This is a genomic window from Enterobacter sp. DSM 30060, assembly GCF_013375955.1.
Classification (GTDB): domain Bacteria; phylum Pseudomonadota; class Gammaproteobacteria; order Enterobacterales; family Enterobacteriaceae; genus Enterobacter; species Enterobacter intestinihominis.
Genome location: NZ_CP056118.1, coordinates 992,380 through 1,008,212, shown reverse-complemented (window position 1 = coordinate 1,008,212; position 15,833 = coordinate 992,380). Strand labels below are relative to the sequence as shown.

Below are 15,833 nucleotides of genomic sequence, written 5' to 3'. Positions count from 1 at the left end.
GATCTCAATCATATTTAACAACTAAAGATAAATTTTTTATCGCCGAAAAAACATAAGCCACAAAATTAACATTCAAATAACCTGCAAGGGATGCTCACTATGTCCTCTCCTGACTATGTCACCCAGAATGAATATCCGCTGGACGATGACACCACGCTTATGTCGACCACCGACCTCCACAGCTACATGACCCACACTAACGACACCTTTGTGCAAGTGAGTGGCTTTACGCTTCAGGAGTTGCTCGGGCAGCCGCACAACATTGTGCGCCACCCCGATATGCCGAAAGCGGCTTTTGCCGACATGTGGTACACGCTGCAAAAGGGCGAGCCCTGGAGCGGGATTGTCAAAAACCGACGTAAAAATGGCGATCACTATTGGGTACGCGCCAATGCGGTACCAATGGTGCGTAACGGTCAGATGACGGGCTATATGTCCATTCGTACCCGCGCCACCGAGGACGAGGTCGCCGCGGTGGAGCCGCTTTATAAGGCGCTCAATGAAGGACGTAGCAAAAAACGCATTCATAAAGGGCTGGTGGTACGCAAAGGCTGGCTCGGCAAATTACCGGCGATGCCGCTGCGCTGGCGCGTGCGTAGCGTAATGGCGGTACTTTTCGCGGTGATGGCCGCAACGCTGGTTGCCAGTGCCGCGGGCTGGGCTTCGCTGGCGGCGGCAGCCGTGGTGATGCTGCTTGGCACCCTGGTGTTTGAGCAACAGATTGTCCGCCCGGTGGAAAACGTCGCACGGCAGGCGCTCAGGGTCGCTACCGGCGAGCGTAACAGCGTGCAGCATCTTAACCGCAGCGATGAACTGGGGCTGACGCTGCGGGCCGTCGGACAACTGGGGCTGATGTGCCGCTGGCTTATCAACGACGTCTCCAGCCAGGTGGTGAGCGTGCGCGACGGCAGCGACAGGCTGGCGCAGGGCAATGAAGATCTCAACGACCGCACGCGCCAGACCGTGGCTAACGTGCAGCAGACTGTGGCAACAATGAACCAGATGGCGGCGTCGGTACAAAGTAACTCCGAGACCGCAGCCGAAGTCGACAAGCTGTCGATGGCTGCCAGCAGCGCGGCCACGCAGGGCGGCACCGTGATGCAGACCGTGGTGAAAACCATGGATGACATTGCCGACAGTACCCAGCGCATTGGCTCTATTACCTCGCTTATCAATGACATCGCCTTCCAGACCAATATTCTGGCGCTGAACGCCGCGGTTGAGGCGGCACGCGCGGGCGAACAGGGGAAAGGCTTTGCGGTGGTGGCGGGCGAAGTGCGTCATCTTGCCAGCCGCAGCGCGAACGCGGCTAACGATATTCGCAAGCTGATCGACGCCAGCGCCAGCAAAGTGCAGTCGGGCGCCGATCAGGTCCACGCCGCGGGACGTACCATGGATGATATTGTCGAGCAGGTGAAAAACGTCACGCAGCTTATCGCGCAGATCAGCCACTCCACCTCCGAGCAGGCGACAGGCCTGACAGAGCTGACCCGTGCCGTGGCAGAACTGGACAGCATTACGCAGAAAAATGCTGACCTGGTCGAAGAGAGCGCGCAGATTTCCGCGATGGTTAAGCACCGGGCCGGACGTCTTGAAGATGCGGTTACCGTGCTGCATTAAGAAATGCATGCTTCGATAAAGCCGTTTATTCCTCCGGGGTAAACGGCTTTTTTGTTTTTCAGAATAAGTTATGTTGTTAATGAAATATTAAGTAACTAAAAAAAGTACCCGATTTTTAATTGCTATGCCCCGGATTCATTGAAAGTGAGAAATAAAAAAACGATCAAAGTCATAAAGTTAGCGAGTTTCCTACCGATAACAGCGATCGTCTGAGAAATAATCACATCGATGGGGTAAATATGTTCATACATGACGTAAAGATCGGCACGAAATTATTTCTGGCGTTTGGATTATTTATTGTCCTGATGGTCGTCAGCGCAAGCTTGTCTCTGATGAGCCTGAATCGGGCAAACAATGGAATGCAAACCATTCTTACCAGCGACTATCCAACTACGGTAAAAGCGAACCAGTTAATCGACAACTTCCAGGAATTTATCAGCACGCAGCAGCTCATGCTGCTGGACGAACAGGGAACGTACACGACGCAATCAGAACAGCGTCTGAAGGCGATAAGCGAGCGCATCACCGCAATCCTGAGCGAGCTGGACAACGCTCTCAAGGATAAAAAATCCCAACAGGTGCTGGCGGACATCCACGGCGTACGCCAGCAATATCTTGACTCGCGCTACCGCATTTTGCAGGCCGTGCAGAATAACGACCGTGCGGGCGCGATAAACGAGATGATGACCAACACCCTGGACCTGCAACAGTCTTATAAAGCGAAAGTGCAGGCGCTGATTGCGATCCAGGATCATGAAATGCAGAGTGCGGGCGAGCAGGTGGAAGGCGATTTCCGCACTAATCGTCTGCTGCTGATCCTGATTACGCTTTTCAGCGTCGCGGCAGCCAGCCTGACTGGCTGGTTCATTGTGCGATCCATTACCCGCCCGCTGAACGACGCGGTGAATTTTGCGGAGGCCATCGCCGATGGCGATCTCACCGGCAGTATTACCTCGCACGGTAAAGATGAAACCGGACTGCTCCTCACCGCATTGATGGAGATGAAAACGCGCCTGCTGGAGATTGTGCAGCAGGTGCAAACCGGATCGGAAAACATCTCCAGCGCCGCCGCGCAGATTGTCGCAGGCAACCAGGATCTGGCTGCCCGCACGGAGGAGCAGGCCAGTTCCGTTGAGCAGACGGCCGCGTCGATGGAGCAGATTACCGCCACGGTGAAGAACACCGCGTCCCACACCGGAGAAGCGACGAACCTGTCTGCCGATGCGGCTGCCGTGGTAAAAAACAACGGCGAGATGATGAAGCAGGTCACCAGCAAAATGCGCCTGATTAACGAAACATCGAACAGGATGTCCGACATTATCGACCTGATCGACGCCATTGCCTTCCAGACCAACATTCTGGCGCTGAACGCGGCGGTCGAAGCGGCGCGCGCAGGTGAGCATGGTCGCGGCTTTGCGGTGGTGGCGGGCGAGGTACGCCAGCTCGCGCAGAAAAGTGCAACATCAGCGAGTGAGATCCGCCAGCTGATTGAAAGCTCCACAAGCCAGACGCAGGACGGCATGAACCTTGTGGAGAAAGCCAGCGGGCTTATCAACGGCATGGTCGGCAACGTGGAAGAGATGGACGTCATCCTGCGTGAAATTCGCCAGGCCAGCCATGAACAGACGGAAGGTATCTCGCAGATCAACAGCGCGATTGGCCTGATAGACGCCACCACCCAGCAGAACTCCGCGCTGGTGGAGGAGTCCGTTGCGGCGGCGGCATCCCTTAACGAACAGGCGATGCACCTGAAAGAGTTGGTCCGCGTGTTCCGCGTGAGCGACGGCGTGCTGGCTTAATCCAGCTGGGAGATCTCCAGTGCCGCGCGGTCAATCACGCCGATAATCTGTTTTAACTGCGCGTCGCTGAGTTCTCCCTGATTAACCTTCAGATCCAGAACCGCTTTGAAGTTATCCAGCGCCCGCTTCATCTGTGGGTTTTTGCGCAGCTGGAACCCGACGGAGCGCGCCTTGATACGCGTCTGGATCTGCTCCAGCTGTTCCCGATTGTCATCCAGCCATTGCTGCCCGGCGGCGTTAATCGCAATCCGCTTACGGCCGTTCTCTTCTTCGGTAATGGTGATCAGCGCCTGATCCTGCAAGTAATCCAGCGTCGGGTAGATCACGCCAGGGCTTGGCGTGTAATGTCCCTGCGTCAGGTTCTCGATCTCTTTAATCAGCTCATAACCATGGCTCGCGTTGCGGGTCAGGATATCCAGGATCACCAGCCGCAAATCACCATGGCCAAAAAATCGTGGCCGGCGTCCGCCGCCGTCGTGTTCGTGTCGCATGTTTCTTCCTCAATTTGATATATCTAAACTATATCTAAGATATATTCAGATGCAATCTAAAAGATCTTGATTTCTGAGTTAATAGCAATCATTATCATTAAAAATTCATTCCGATATATCGTATTCACCTGAGAAGGGCATCAACATGGCATCTACCCGTTACCCTCAACGTGTCCGCAATGACCTGCGTTTTCGTGAGCTGAACGTGATGCGCACTGAGCGAGTCAGCGCAGGATTTCAGCACATTGTACTAGGCGGCGAGGCGCTGGAGGGCTTTAGCTCTCGCGGCTTTGACGACCATACCAAAGTCTTTTTCCCGGCACCGGGCACCCCTTTCGTGCCGCCTGTGGTGACCGATGAAGGCATCGACTGGGGCGACGGGGTGCGTCCGCAGGCGCGTGACTACACCCCGCTGTACGATGACGAAAAACACGAGCTGGCGCTCGATTTTTTCGTGCATGATGGCGGCATTGCCAGCAACTGGGCGGTAGAGGCGAAGGTGGGCGACAAGCTGACCATCGGCGGTCCGCGTGGTTCGCTGGTGGTGCCGGAAGATTACGCCTGGCAGTTGTACGTGTGCGACGAGTCGGGTATGCCCGCGCTGCGCCGCCGTTTAGAAAGCATCGCAAAACTGCCTGTTCCCCCGGCGATCCACGCCATCGTCACCGTGGGCGATGCGGCGTACCAGGACTATCTGGCGCACCTGAGCGGGTTCAACATCACCTGGGTTATCGGCCACAACGAGCAGGCGGTAGCCGACCATCTTGCAGCGCTGGCCGTGCCGGAAGAGGATTACTTTATCTGGCTGACCGGAGAGGGGAAGGTGGTGAAACGCCTGAGCCGTCAGTTTGAAACCGACGCAATTGACCCACAACTGGTACGTGCCAGTGCGTACTGGCACGCCAAATAATCAGGCTGCGGGATCCAGCTGCGCTTCGCTCACCTGATGTTCGAGCGAGGCGCATACCTCTCTCAGCGCTTTCTCCTGCTGGGCAAAGTAGGCTTCCATATTGCTGAGCGACGAGACGAGCAGCCAGGACTCTTCCTTCTCCAGCTCTGCCAGCTCGTTCACCAGGGTGTCGATTTGCTCACGCACCTGCGCCATTTTTTTGCGAATACGTTCCAGGTCGTTCAGCCTGTCGCTCGCCATCATCGGTTCAAACCCTTGTTGCAGACGGGCGACCAGCGAGCGAATGGCCTTCACGTCGCCGCGCTGTTTGGCCTGGTTGAGTTGCACCATCATCCTGTTGGCTTCCTCTTTTAAATCATCGGCAACCAGATCCGGGTGGCATAGCTTGCTCGCCTGACGCCAGAGCCGCTTCAGCTCGTTCCGATCCTCTTCAGAGAGAGCCTTGCCTTTACGCAGGCGCATTTCGGCATCATGATGCTGTTCGCGATACTTTTTGTACTCTTCGTTGGCCTCATCGCGCGCCTGACGTGCTGGTTCTTCTTCACGCGTTAAACCGGTCTCCAGCTCCATCGCTTCGGCCAGCAGGTTGGCAATCAGATTACTTTGCTGCTGAAGATGCTTGCGCGCCTCTGCCGCCTGAACGGAATCCGCAGGCAGATCTCGCCAGCGCCGGGTGAGCGTTGTCAGATCCTCTACGGCCTGCGCCATATAGCGCTGGCAGCGGCGGTAATCCTCTTCCCGACGACGCGTCTCCGCCTGCTGACGACGCAGGTTAAGCTCCGCCAGCGTTTTACGCAGGGCGAGGATCTGCTGCATCAACGGCCCGAGGCGGGAGAAATAGAGATCGTTGAACTCATCAAGCTGCTGTACCCGGGCGTTACGGCGATCAATCAGATCGCGCAAGCGCTCTTCCAGAGCTTTCAGCTCCAGCTTGCTGGCCGCCAGTTGCGGGTCACGCCACGGGGTAACGGCGCGCTGGCTTTGCAGCCAGGCGGTGATAGCGCGAAGGGCTGCGGTGTAATTTTTCTGCTCAAGCGCCGCGACGATGGACAGGAGATTATCGTCAAAGGCTTCCTCTTTGAGACGTTTCAACTGGCTCCGGATGATGTCGTCATCTTCCAGCTCAATGGCATTTTTAATGATTTCTAGCCGTTTGATCGGTGTGCTCATGATGCCTTTCGCTCTGGCGCTTAAGTATTTGAGTTAAGGTTAGTTGTTGTAAAAGCTACTGGAAATAATACACACGGATGATGATCGGCGCGATGGGGGATTTCTTTAGTTTTTAGGGTTTGTGAGGGGAAGCGACAGGCCGGGCTACGTGTGGTGGGCTCCGTATGTGCTTGCTATATGGCCCGGTATCTTCCGCAAAGGCTTCAACGGCATCTGAAACGTCATCCAGTAAATCCTCTGGGATAACGACCGGTGCCCCAGGATCTGCTGGGTGCGCCGTGCCCACGGCTATCAAAATGTGGTTCAGAATGGTGAATGCGAATTTCGGATCCGAAGTTGACACGCTATTAACGAGGGAGAGTACAGCTTGCGGCGTGGCGACATCTGCATTGCTTTCGATAAGCTCAATCACTGCCTCAAAAAGGGTTGCGGCATCAGTGAGGTCTTCAGTAATACCGTCGAGCGTCGAAATGACCCCAGCGAGGCTGGGCGGGTAAGTGATCGTTTCGGGTAAAAGTGCGCTGAGTTCAGAAACGAGCTGATTTATACGCTTTACTGCTGAGCGGTACAGCGTAGCAGAATCGGGCGGGGTAAGCCCACCAGCTTTGCGTACGCATTGCGCATTGAAAGCGTCGATCTGGTACTGTTGTTCAAGCATGAAGGCCTCTGAGAATGAAGATAAGCGGATCGCCGGATGCAACCACAGAACCGCAGGAGACCGGATCGCCCATGCACACAACTCCCATGAGGTTGAGGTGTACCAGGGGTGAGTAGATATAGCGACGCCATCAAGGGAGCTGTTTTTGTCGCTGTGCTTGTCAAATGGCATGCCATTCACCTGCGCAGGTATACCGTTAACTGTAAAGAACGTCTCCCCTGCGACGGCAGGGGGGGGCGGGAAGCCTTCATGGCCTGAACAGATCGCGCCTTGAATTATGATGATGGACATAGTGATGAGATTTGGTGGTTGAGTCAGAAAAGAGGCTAACAAGACTCCACTGGTCAAAGAGCTGGGTGCCAGAAACGAAAAAAGCCACCAAAAGGTGGCTTTCATCGCCTGCATATACAGGTAATTCGATACGCTGGAAGGGTTAGCGGCCCTTCGAAGTAAAACGTAGCTAGCGTTTCACTTTGCGTTATCCCTAGCAATCCAAGTTCACAAGGACAGTCTACCTTTTTGTCACTTCCTATCAAGTATTTTATTCACTTTTTGTAAACTTTAAGTCCTTGATGATGATAGTACATGCTTCAAAAAAGCAGTTGATATAGTGGCATTTTTTGGCACAATGTCACCCGTGAACCGAGTGCTGGATGTGTAGTGTTGGCAATGGGCATTCTCGCCCCTTAGATGCTTTCGAAAGAGAGCCACTAAATTGGCGAGATAGCTCTTGCCTTAGGCCTTTCAGCGGGTTAGCCCCCGCCGGGTATGAAAGCCTTACAACCACGCCGACCCTAGCAATCCAAGTTCACAAATTTTGATTGCACCCATTGTGAACGCCCGGATTAACTAAGGGAAAAAGGGTGCGGCTCCGCAAGGAGGCATAATGAACGTAAATCTTCGTGATCTACTTCTGTCTGTTGTCATCATTGTTGCGCTGGTGTTCGGGGGAGTTCAATTTAAGGCTGATAGTCTTAAGTACAAAACCTTCGAGGCTCAAGGTGTTGAGTTTAACCTGCAAGGCGTGATGCCGCACACCAAGCAGTAAAAATACCGACAGGGCCGCTTGCGGCCCTGTCTCCTTTGATCCTGTTATTTTTAACAAGTGGTGACGTAAGGTCCGAATAGTTTCGTCTTGTAGGAATGGATATGGCAGGTCTCTACATGTACATTATCTTCATAGACATAAGCTGTCAGATGCTCGTATGATTTAGGCGCACTACCACCCTTATGCCACAAATTCGACTTTAGATAAAGATTCAAATTCGCATCGGAGACACCTTTTTTAATACGATCATTTGATGAATTTATTAAAGCCACATCAACCCTTGTTTTTAACTCATCGAAAGACTCCATTGCCCGTTGTGCATCTGTTATTGGTTTCCAGGTAGTGCATGGATCTTGGTCACACACATATATGTTTGCAATGGACTGATTCGCAAAAATAATTACGATTGCCAGAGAAACTAATATGATTTTGAATGGATTAACCATACGAAATCACCTCCAGTAAGTTGTATGGGTAATAGTGTAAGCTGAAATCACTAAGAGTTACTTATATAGGCTGCAATGTGCAGCCTATACTTTGTAACCAAAATTATTTACGCGGGTTGATCATTTCTTTGAAACGCTCAATGAGATTTAAATACTCTTCCGGTTGCTCAGTGAATCGCTTCGCATATTCAGCGATACTTTCAGGAGATACGAACAGGTATGTATTCGCTTCTTGCAGTTGTTCAAAAGTAGTCGAAACTGACTTGTGGCATGGAGAGTTCGTAAAGGTGCTATGCGATTTTTTAGACGCAAAGAACAAGCGCACTGTGACGCTTGGGGCACCAAAAAGCTCTTCACAGATGAAAAGGAGATGTCCGATCTTAGCTTCTTCCGCACGTTCAGACGCCTGAAACTCACCATTAACTGCACTCAGAACGCCTTTGGCAATTTCCATTGCGCTGCCAGAAGTCAGCCCTGGCAGCAACTGCTGAACAATCTGGGTATTTACAGTAACGCCGCTATTTTTAATCGTCATCATATTTCTAGTTTTCTGTACTTCAACAAAGAAGCCTGATTTGCCAATGACCGAGCGCCAGGTGTCATAGTCAAACAGTGATTTTTCACATGCGTTTAACCCTGCCGTCATTGCCGCGAATAAAACCGTTACACTATCGAATAGTTTTTTTGTTTTTTCGATTAGTTCTGGTGAAGTTGAAACATAGAAAATGTTACCCGTCTGATTCATTCTGAATTGAGCGTCTTTTTCGATATCACCCCGATCATTGGTGAATAACATTTGCGCTTGTTTTTGGGCAAGTTCATGAGATTGGAATTTATATTCAGAGAGAGGTGCTGAGCCGCCTTCGTACATTGTATTGATGCTTTTAACCGCTTCTTCTACGATGTTCATACATATATCCTTATATCAGGTGGGACGAGTGAGGGCATAAGATTAAATAGATCTACTTATAGCTTCTATTTTTTTAAGCCCCTGCCTACGGATATTAATATGCTCGTTAGAAATGTCTTAGAATGTGATGGGGGTCTTAAAAATGACTCAATTATCACAAAAACAGATCAATTCTTGGTGATTAATTGGCTTGGTGAATATAACTCTCTGGGTTTATAACTTTCAATGATCTTTTTTATTACTTTTTGAGCGCTAAAGCACAGCAATAATATTGTTGACGCGATTTCGATTATCATCCTTACATGATATTTTTTGCTGGTTATCGAACTCATGCACCGTAAAGCCATTATCGCGGTAGAGCTCGTATAAGCTGGGCGCACCATTATTCGTAATGATGTTAATTGCCCCACGCTGGTGGGCTGCTTTCCGATACTCCACCATTAGCTCCTTCTTATCAAGCGGAACGAACCTCCGGAGTAATGAGTAAACCCCTCTTTGCCCGGGACAGGGCTTTATCAAAACCTTGATGAGCGGGAGACGCTCTTACTTTCGTGCGACACTCATGTATTGAGTAACAAAAAAGCCACTCAATTGAGTGGCTTAACGGGATGATTCTAAAGCTAAAATTTGGTGGCCCCTGCTGGACTTGAACCAGCGACCAAGCGATTATGAGTCGCCTGCTCTAACCACTGAGCTAAGGGGCCGTGGCGGTGAATTATAAAGTAACTCCCCTCATCAATCCAGCCATTCACACCTGCCTGCTGTTTTTATAAACAACGCATAATCAATCCTTTATACTTATCTTAAGATGCATAGACAGGAGTAGAGATGATCAACGATATTCTGGCCCCTGGCCTGCGGGTGGTGTTCTGCGGAATCAACCCGGGCAAGTCCTCGGCGCACACCGGTTTTCACTTTGCTCATCCGGGAAATCGCTTCTGGAAGGTGATCCACCAGGCCGGTTTTACCGACAAACAGCTTAAGCCGGAAGAAGAGCAGCAACTGCTGGATACGCGCTGTGGCATCACCATGCTGGTCGAGCGTCCAACGGTGCAGGCGAGCGAAGTAAATCTGCATGAGCTGCGTACTGGCGGGCGGGAACTGGTGAAGAAGATTGAAGACTACCAGCCCGCGGCGCTGGCGATCCTCGGCAAGCAGGCCTACGAGCAGGCGTTCAGCCAGCGCGGTGCGAAGTGGGGTAAGCAGAACATTACCATTGGCGTAACGCAGGTTTGGGTGTTGCCGAATCCGAGCGGGCTGAACAGGGCGACGCTGGACAAGCTGGTGGAGGCGTATCGGGAACTTGATGAGGCGCTGGTGGTGAGGGGGCTTTAGCTCCTCTGCGGCCTGATGCCCTCACCCTGGTCCTCTCCTACAGGGAGAGGGAATAAACAAAAAAAAAGCTCCCGATTGGGAGCTTTTTGCGGTTTACATGGGTTAGTCGTCCAGGAAGCTACGCAGTACTTCAGAGCGGCTCGGATGGCGCAGCTTACGCAGCGCCTTCGCTTCGATCTGACGGATACGTTCGCGGGTCACGTCAAACTGTTTACCCACTTCTTCCAGCGTGTGGTCGGTGTTCATGTCGATACCGAAACGCATACGCAGCACTTTCGCTTCACGGGCGGTCAGGCCAGCCAGCACGTCGTGCGTAGCGGCACGCAGGCTCTCGGTGGTGGCAGAGTCCAGCGGCAGCTCGAGGGTAGTATCCTCGATGAAATCACCCAGATGCGAATCTTCATCATCACCAATTGGTGTTTCCATGGAGATTGGCTCTTTAGCGATTTTCAGCACTTTACGGATCTTGTCTTCCGGCATCAGCATGCGTTCAGCCAGCTCTTCCGGCGTCGGCTCGCGGCCCATCTCCTGCAACATCTGGCGAGAGATACGGTTGAGTTTGTTGATGGTCTCAATCATATGCACCGGAATACGGATGGTGCGCGCCTGGTCTGCGATAGAGCGGGTGATCGCCTGACGGATCCACCAGGTAGCATAGGTGGAGAACTTGTAACCACGACGGTATTCAAACTTATCTACCGCTTTCATCAGACCGATGTTGCCTTCCTGAATCAGATCCAGGAACTGCAGGCCACGGTTGGTGTATTTCTTGGCGATAGAGATAACCAGACGTAAGTTCGCTTCAACCATCTCTTTCTTAGCACGGCGGGCTTTCGCTTCACCGATAGACATACGACGGTTGATGTCTTTCACCTGCTCGATGGTCAGGCCGGTCTCTTCTTCAATCTGATGCAGCTTTTGCAGGCCGCGCTGTACGTCTTCTTTCACGTCGTGCAGCTTTTCAGACCACGGCTTGTTCATCGCGATAGCGGCGTTGAACCAGGTTTCGCTGGTTTCATTGCCGGTGAAGAGGGTGATGAAATTCTTCTTCGGCATTTTGCACTGTTCAACACACAGCTTCATGATGATACGTTCCTGGGTACGTACGCGATCCATCATCACGCGCATGCTGTTCACCAGGTAGTCGAACTGTTTTGGCACCAGGCGGAACTGTTTGAACACTTCCGACAGCTTCAGGATCTCTTCCTGAGCGGCAGCATGGCTGCGGCCTTTCGCTTTGATGGTGTCACGCGTCACTTCGTACTGAGTACGCAGCTCGGCAAACTTCTCGCGCGCCAGTTCAGGGTCGATGCTGTTGTCGTCGTCGCTGCTGTCGTCGTCTTCTTCTTCATCTTCGTCTTCGTCGTCATCCATCTCTTCCTGAGACAGCTCAGAACCGACGTGAGTGGCGGTTGGCGCCATATCTTCTTCAGCGTTCGGGTCGACAAAGCCAGTGATCAGATCGGACAGACGCGCTTCTTCCGCTTCAACGCGATCGTACTGCTCCAGCAGATAGGTAATCGCTTCCGGGTATTCGGCAACAGAGCACTGAACCTGGTTGATCCCGTCTTCGATGCGTTTTGCGATGTCAATTTCGCCTTCGCGGGTCAACAGTTCAACGGTACCCATTTCACGCATGTACATGCGGACCGGGTCAGTGGTACGCCCGATTTCAGATTCCACGCTGGACAGTACCTGTGCAGCAGCTTCTTCCGCATCTTCATCAGTGTTGTTGGAGGTTTCAGCCAGCAACAGATCATCGGCATCCGGTGCTTCTTCCATCACCTGAATGCCCATGTCATTGATCATTTGGATGATATCTTCGATCTGATCTGAATCGACGATATCTTCCGGCAGATGGTCATTGACCTCGGCATAGGTCAGATAGCCTTGCTCCTTACCGCGTTGGACAAGAAGTTTCAGCTGTGACTGCGGGTTTTGCTCCATAAGACGGTATCCACACTTAATTCGTTTGATTGGTGTCGGCGATAGGGCTGCCAACCTTTAAAGCGAGGGCGTACTTATATTTTTGCCGCTGCCTCTCAGTGCGGCTGCCGGGGCTTCCCGATCGATATTCGGCACTTAAGCCGTTAAATTTTTTATTTCTTCGCCAGTTCCTGGTTAATCATCCAGAGCTCCCGGCGTTCTTCGCTGCTTAAGCCATGGGTGCGCTCGCGAGCTATCAACTCTTCCTGGCGCAACTCAAGCATCGAATCAAACATATGGTTGAGTGAGTCGGTGAACGTTTTTTCTGCGATATCCTTATCTGCTATATCGTCCCACATCGACAGTTTTTCAAGGGTAGCGGCCTCTTTTGTGCCGCGATAATGCTCTAAAAGTTGTCCGGTGGTCAGACCTGGCTGCGACAAACAAGTGTTGACCAATTCTGAAAATAAGCCAAGTCCGGGCAATTTTTCGTGGTTCAAACCCGCCAGTGACGGCACTTGCGGAGCAAGTTCAGGGTTTTGCACCAGCAACCCTATCAGTATACGCATGGTTGTGCGTTTTAGCTGAGGCGCGGGGCGTACCGTGCCGTTTTCAGCCTGTTTAGGCATTAAACGTTCAAGCTGGCTGTCATCCAGAATGCCGAGCTTGTTGCCTAACTCCTGACGCAGATAGATGCGCAGCGTTTCGCCGGGCACCTGGCTGATTAACGGCAGCGCCAGCGTGCTGAGCTGCGCGCGCCCGTCAGGGGTACTCAAATCAACCTGCGGCATCAGGCTGTTAAACAGGAACGTGGAGAGCGGCTGAGCCTGCTCCATCCGCGCTTCAAATGCCGCTTTGCCCTCTTTACGCACCAGCGTATCCGGGTCTTCACCGTCGGGCAGGAACATAAAGCGTAGCTGACGCCCGTCGGTCATATACGGCAACGCGGTTTCCAGCGCTCGCCAGGCGGCGTCGCGTCCTGCGCGGTCACCGTCGTAACAGCAAATCACGTTGTTGGTGACGCGGAACAGCAACTGGATATGGTCCGCCGTGGTGGACGTTCCCAGCGACGCAACGGCATAGTTAATGTCGTACTGCGCCAGCGCAACAACATCCATATAGCCTTCGACGACCAGAAGACGCGGAGGTTCCGCATTATCCTGCTGTGCCTCATAAAGACCGTAAAGCTGGCGGCCCTTATGGAAAATATCGGTTTCCGGGGAGTTAAGGTATTTCGGCAGGGCATCACCCAGCACGCGACCACCAAAGCCTATCACCCGGCCACGCTTGTCGCGGATCGGGAACATCACCCGTTCACGGAAGCGGTCGTAGCTTCGTCCCTGGTCGTTGGTGACCAGCATGCCTGCGTCGATGAGGGATTTACGATCTTCGCTATTGCCGCCAAAACGCTTTAACACGTTGTCCCAGCCGGGCGGGGCGTAACCAATAGCGAAACGCGCAATCACATCGTCGCTCAGTCCGCGCTTGTTCAGATACTGACGCGCAGGCTCAGCCGCAGAGTGCTTAAGAGACTGTTGGTAAAACGAATTCAGGCCATCCATCAACTGATATAGCGTTTGCCGCTGATGGCGCTCGATCTGACTTGGCCCACTGCCTGCTTCATACGGCACTTCAAGGTTATGCATCGCCGCCAGCTCTTCGACGGTTTCAACGAACTCGAGCTTATCGTAGTTCATCAAAAAATCGACGGCATTACCGTGTGCGCCACAGCCGAAGCAATGGTAGAACTGCTTTTCACCGTTTACGGTGAAAGAGGGGGTTTTTTCGTTATGGAACGGACAGCACGCATGGTAGTTCTTGCCCTGCTTTTTTAGCTTCACCCGCGCGTCGATGAGATCGACGATGTCGGTTCTGGCAAGCAGGTCATTGATGAAAACGCGTGGGATTCTTCCGGCCATATGCCCCAAAAATTTAAGCGACTTATAAACGAAAACAAGCCGCGCATTCCTTCCGGAAGCACGGCCTTACGACTACAACTCTGTCTGTCAATTGAGGGCTGTGGCCCTCAACAGATTAGTACAGACGAGTACGGCGTGCGTTTTCGCGAGCCAGTTTCTTCGCGTGACGTTTCACAGCGGAAGCTTTAGCGCGCTTACGTTCGGTCGTTGGTTTTTCATAAAACTCACGACGACGAACTTCAGCCAGAACACCTGCTTTCTCGCATGAACGTTTGAAGCGACGCAGTGCTACGTCGAACGGCTCGTTTTCACGTACTTTAATTACCGGCATGTAACTCTCACCTTTAATAAATTCGGTTTGCCGCTGGCATCAACGCCAGCTTATTTCAAAATGGTGCGGAATTTTACTGCAAATGCTGCTGCTTTGTAAAGCACCGATGCGATTTTGAAAGGGACTTTTATAAGGGGGAAGAGTATACACGAGGCTTCTTCCTGGGGCGAACAAAGTTTTACATCAACCCGCCCAGGCTCTACACTGCGCGGTATTGAAACGAGGTAAAACAAGTCATGCGTGTACTGGGTATTGAAACATCCTGCGATGAAACCGGCATCGCGATTTACGACGACGAAAAAGGGCTTCTGGCCAACCAACTGTATAGTCAGGTGAAATTGCACGCTGACTACGGCGGCGTCGTGCCTGAACTGGCCTCTCGTGACCACGTGCGTAAAACGGTTCCCCTGATTAAGGCGGCACTGAAAGAGGCCGGGTTAAGTGCAAAAGATATTGATGCCGTGGCCTATACTGCAGGACCGGGCCTGGTTGGCGCGCTGCTGGTCGGCGCAACGGTAGGGCGTTCGCTGGCCTTCGCGTGGGACGTTCCGGCCATTCCGGTTCACCATATGGAAGGACATCTTCTGGCTCCGATGCTGGAAGCCAATCCGCCAGCGTTCCCGTTTGTGGCGCTGCTGGTCTCCGGCGGTCATACGCAGCTGATTAGCGTAACGGGCATTGGCAAGTATGAGCTGCTGGGCGAATCGATCGACGACGCGGCCGGTGAAGCCTTCGACAAAACTGCCAAGCTGCTTGGCCTGGATTATCCTGGCGGCCCGATGCTGTCGAAAATGGCCGCGCAGGGAACGGAAGGGCGCTTTGTCTTCCCGCGTCCGATGACCGATCGTCCGGGGCTGGATTTTAGTTTCTCCGGTCTGAAAACCTTCGCGGCGAACACCATTCGCAATAACGACGACAGCGAGCAGACGCGTGCCGACATCGCCCGCGCGTTCGAAGATGCGGTGGTGGATACGCTGATGATCAAGTGCAAGCGTGCGCTGGATCAGACGGGCTTTAAGCGCCTGGTGATGGCCGGTGGCGTGAGCGCCAACCGTACGCTGCGCGCGAAGCTTGCCGAAATGATGCAAAAGCGTCGTGGGGAAGTGTTCTACGCGCGTCCGGAATTTTGTACCGATAACGGGGCGATGATCGCCTACGCCGGGATGGTGCGCCTGAACGCTGGCGCCACGGCTGACCTGAGCGTGTCCGTGCGTCCGCGCTGGCCGCTGGCGGAGCTGCCTGAGGCGTAAGTCTTTTGCCCGGTGGCGCT

The 15,833-nt window shown here is 52.9% G+C and carries 14 protein-coding genes and 1 tRNA gene; 6 read left to right on the top strand and 9 right to left on the bottom strand.

Annotated elements, in window-relative coordinates:
- The first annotated feature begins 99 nt into the window (after positions 1 to 99).
- Together HWQ15_RS04765 and HWQ15_RS04760 are read left to right on the top strand one after the other, a co-directional pair.
- The gene (locus HWQ15_RS04765) at positions 100 to 1,620 is read left to right on the top strand and encodes a PAS domain-containing methyl-accepting chemotaxis protein (RefSeq protein WP_063149079.1); all 1,521 of its coding nucleotides are present in this window, start codon (positions 100 to 102) and stop codon (positions 1,618 to 1,620) included.
- A 239-nt stretch (positions 1,621 to 1,859) separates the two neighbouring features.
- A complete protein-coding gene (locus HWQ15_RS04760) occupies positions 1,860 to 3,419 on the top strand; it encodes a methyl-accepting chemotaxis protein (protein ID WP_032626345.1) in 1,560 nt (519 codons plus the stop codon).
- On the opposite strand, the gene HWQ15_RS04755 is transcribed toward HWQ15_RS04760, so the two are convergent.
- Entirely contained in the window at positions 3,416 to 3,910 is a 495-nt protein-coding gene (locus HWQ15_RS04755; protein ID WP_017382401.1) for a PadR family transcriptional regulator, read from the bottom strand. The genes HWQ15_RS04760 and HWQ15_RS04755 overlap by 4 nt on opposite strands.
- 145 nt (positions 3,911 to 4,055) lie before the next feature.
- Here HWQ15_RS04755 and HWQ15_RS04750 point away from each other — a divergent pair, with 145 nt between their 5' ends.
- Positions 4,056 to 4,820, top strand: a complete 765-nt coding sequence (locus HWQ15_RS04750) for a siderophore-interacting protein (RefSeq protein ID WP_063149080.1) — start codon at positions 4,056 to 4,058, stop codon at positions 4,818 to 4,820.
- On the opposite strand, the gene HWQ15_RS04745 is transcribed toward HWQ15_RS04750, so the two are convergent.
- Together HWQ15_RS04745 and HWQ15_RS04740 are read right to left on the bottom strand one after the other, a co-directional pair.
- Positions 4,821 to 5,990, bottom strand: coding sequence for a DNA repair protein (locus tag HWQ15_RS04745; RefSeq protein ID WP_063215993.1), 1,170 nt, complete (start codon positions 5,988 to 5,990; stop codon positions 4,821 to 4,823).
- A 112-nt stretch (positions 5,991 to 6,102) separates the two neighbouring features.
- The gene (locus HWQ15_RS04740; protein ID WP_063149082.1) at positions 6,103 to 7,053 is read right to left on the bottom strand and encodes a hypothetical protein; all 951 of its coding nucleotides are present in this window, start codon (positions 7,051 to 7,053) and stop codon (positions 6,103 to 6,105) included.
- 481 nt (positions 7,054 to 7,534) lie between these two features.
- On the opposite strand from HWQ15_RS04740, the gene HWQ15_RS04735 reads away from it, so the two are divergent.
- A complete protein-coding gene (locus HWQ15_RS04735; RefSeq protein WP_154815981.1) occupies positions 7,535 to 7,696 on the top strand; it encodes a hypothetical protein in 162 nt (53 codons plus the stop codon).
- A gap of 50 nt (positions 7,697 to 7,746) precedes the next feature.
- Here HWQ15_RS04735 and HWQ15_RS04730 read toward each other — a convergent pair whose 3' ends face one another.
- The 3 genes from HWQ15_RS04730 to HWQ15_RS04720 all read right to left on the bottom strand — a co-directional run bounded on the left by HWQ15_RS04730 (position 7,747) and on the right by HWQ15_RS04720 (position 9,756).
- On the bottom strand, positions 7,747 to 8,142 hold the full coding sequence (locus HWQ15_RS04730; protein ID WP_023298673.1) for a hypothetical protein: 396 nt from the start codon (positions 8,140 to 8,142) through the stop codon (positions 7,747 to 7,749).
- Between the two features lie 103 nt (positions 8,143 to 8,245).
- Entirely contained in the window at positions 8,246 to 9,052 is an 807-nt protein-coding gene (locus tag HWQ15_RS04725) for a hypothetical protein (protein WP_063215995.1), read from the bottom strand.
- A gap of 628 nt (positions 9,053 to 9,680) precedes the next feature.
- Positions 9,681 to 9,756: transfer RNA gene (locus HWQ15_RS04720), tRNA-Ile, on the bottom strand.
- 124 nt (positions 9,757 to 9,880) lie between these two features.
- On the opposite strand from HWQ15_RS04720, the gene mug reads away from it, so the two are divergent.
- Complete coding sequence (gene mug, locus HWQ15_RS04715) at positions 9,881 to 10,387, top strand: G/U mismatch-specific DNA glycosylase (RefSeq protein ID WP_023298636.1); 507 nt, start codon at positions 9,881 to 9,883, stop codon at positions 10,385 to 10,387.
- 102 nt (positions 10,388 to 10,489) lie between these two features.
- On the opposite strand, the gene rpoD is transcribed toward mug, so the two are convergent.
- The 3 genes from rpoD to rpsU form a co-directional block, all read right to left on the bottom strand.
- On the bottom strand, positions 10,490 to 12,334 hold the full coding sequence (rpoD, locus tag HWQ15_RS04710; protein WP_006812010.1) for an RNA polymerase sigma factor RpoD: 1,845 nt from the start codon (positions 12,332 to 12,334) through the stop codon (positions 10,490 to 10,492).
- A gap of 152 nt (positions 12,335 to 12,486) precedes the next feature.
- Entirely contained in the window at positions 12,487 to 14,232 is a 1,746-nt protein-coding gene (gene dnaG, locus HWQ15_RS04705) for a DNA primase (protein ID WP_003862574.1), read from the bottom strand.
- Positions 14,233 to 14,347: 115 nt separating this feature from the next.
- Entirely contained in the window at positions 14,348 to 14,563 is a 216-nt protein-coding gene (gene rpsU / locus HWQ15_RS04700) for a 30S ribosomal protein S21 (protein ID WP_001144069.1), read from the bottom strand.
- A 236-nt stretch (positions 14,564 to 14,799) separates the two neighbouring features.
- Between rpsU and tsaD the strand changes: the two genes are divergently transcribed.
- Positions 14,800 to 15,813 (top strand): tRNA (adenosine(37)-N6)-threonylcarbamoyltransferase complex transferase subunit TsaD, encoded by a 1,014-nt coding sequence (gene tsaD, locus HWQ15_RS04695; RefSeq protein ID WP_048966111.1) that lies wholly within the window; start codon positions 14,800 to 14,802, stop codon positions 15,811 to 15,813.
- The last annotated feature ends 20 nt before the right edge of the window (positions 15,814 to 15,833 follow it).

What these genes read in the sequence shown, in the direction of transcription:
- HWQ15_RS04740 (WP_063149082.1), bottom strand. Translation starts at nt 7,053, where the DNA reads ATGCAGGCGATGAAAGCCACCTTTTGGTGGCTTTTTTCGTTTCTGGCA.
- HWQ15_RS04730 (WP_023298673.1), bottom strand. Translation starts at nt 8,142, where the DNA reads ATGGTTAATCCATTCAAAATCATATTAGTTTCTCTGGCAATCGTAATT.
- rpoD (WP_006812010.1), bottom strand. Translation starts at nt 12,334, where the DNA reads ATGGAGCAAAACCCGCAGTCACAGCTGAAACTTCTTGTCCAACGCGGT.
- mug (WP_023298636.1), top strand. Translation starts at nt 9,881, where the DNA reads ATGATCAACGATATTCTGGCCCCTGGCCTGCGGGTGGTGTTCTGCGGA.
- rpsU (WP_001144069.1), bottom strand. Translation starts at nt 14,563, where the DNA reads ATGCCGGTAATTAAAGTACGTGAAAACGAGCCGTTCGACGTAGCACTG.
- HWQ15_RS04735 (WP_154815981.1), top strand. Translation starts at nt 7,535, where the DNA reads ATGAACGTAAATCTTCGTGATCTACTTCTGTCTGTTGTCATCATTGTT.
- HWQ15_RS04755 (WP_017382401.1), bottom strand. Translation starts at nt 3,910, where the DNA reads ATGCGACACGAACACGACGGCGGCGGACGCCGGCCACGATTTTTTGGC.
- HWQ15_RS04760 (WP_032626345.1), top strand. Translation starts at nt 1,860, where the DNA reads ATGTTCATACATGACGTAAAGATCGGCACGAAATTATTTCTGGCGTTT.
- HWQ15_RS04750 (WP_063149080.1), top strand. Translation starts at nt 4,056, where the DNA reads ATGGCATCTACCCGTTACCCTCAACGTGTCCGCAATGACCTGCGTTTT.
- tsaD (WP_048966111.1), top strand. Translation starts at nt 14,800, where the DNA reads ATGCGTGTACTGGGTATTGAAACATCCTGCGATGAAACCGGCATCGCG.
- dnaG (WP_003862574.1), bottom strand. Translation starts at nt 14,232, where the DNA reads ATGGCCGGAAGAATCCCACGCGTTTTCATCAATGACCTGCTTGCCAGA.
- HWQ15_RS04745 (WP_063215993.1), bottom strand. Translation starts at nt 5,990, where the DNA reads ATGAGCACACCGATCAAACGGCTAGAAATCATTAAAAATGCCATTGAG.
- HWQ15_RS04765 (WP_063149079.1), top strand. Translation starts at nt 100, where the DNA reads ATGTCCTCTCCTGACTATGTCACCCAGAATGAATATCCGCTGGACGAT.
- HWQ15_RS04725 (WP_063215995.1), bottom strand. Translation starts at nt 9,052, where the DNA reads ATGAACATCGTAGAAGAAGCGGTTAAAAGCATCAATACAATGTACGAA.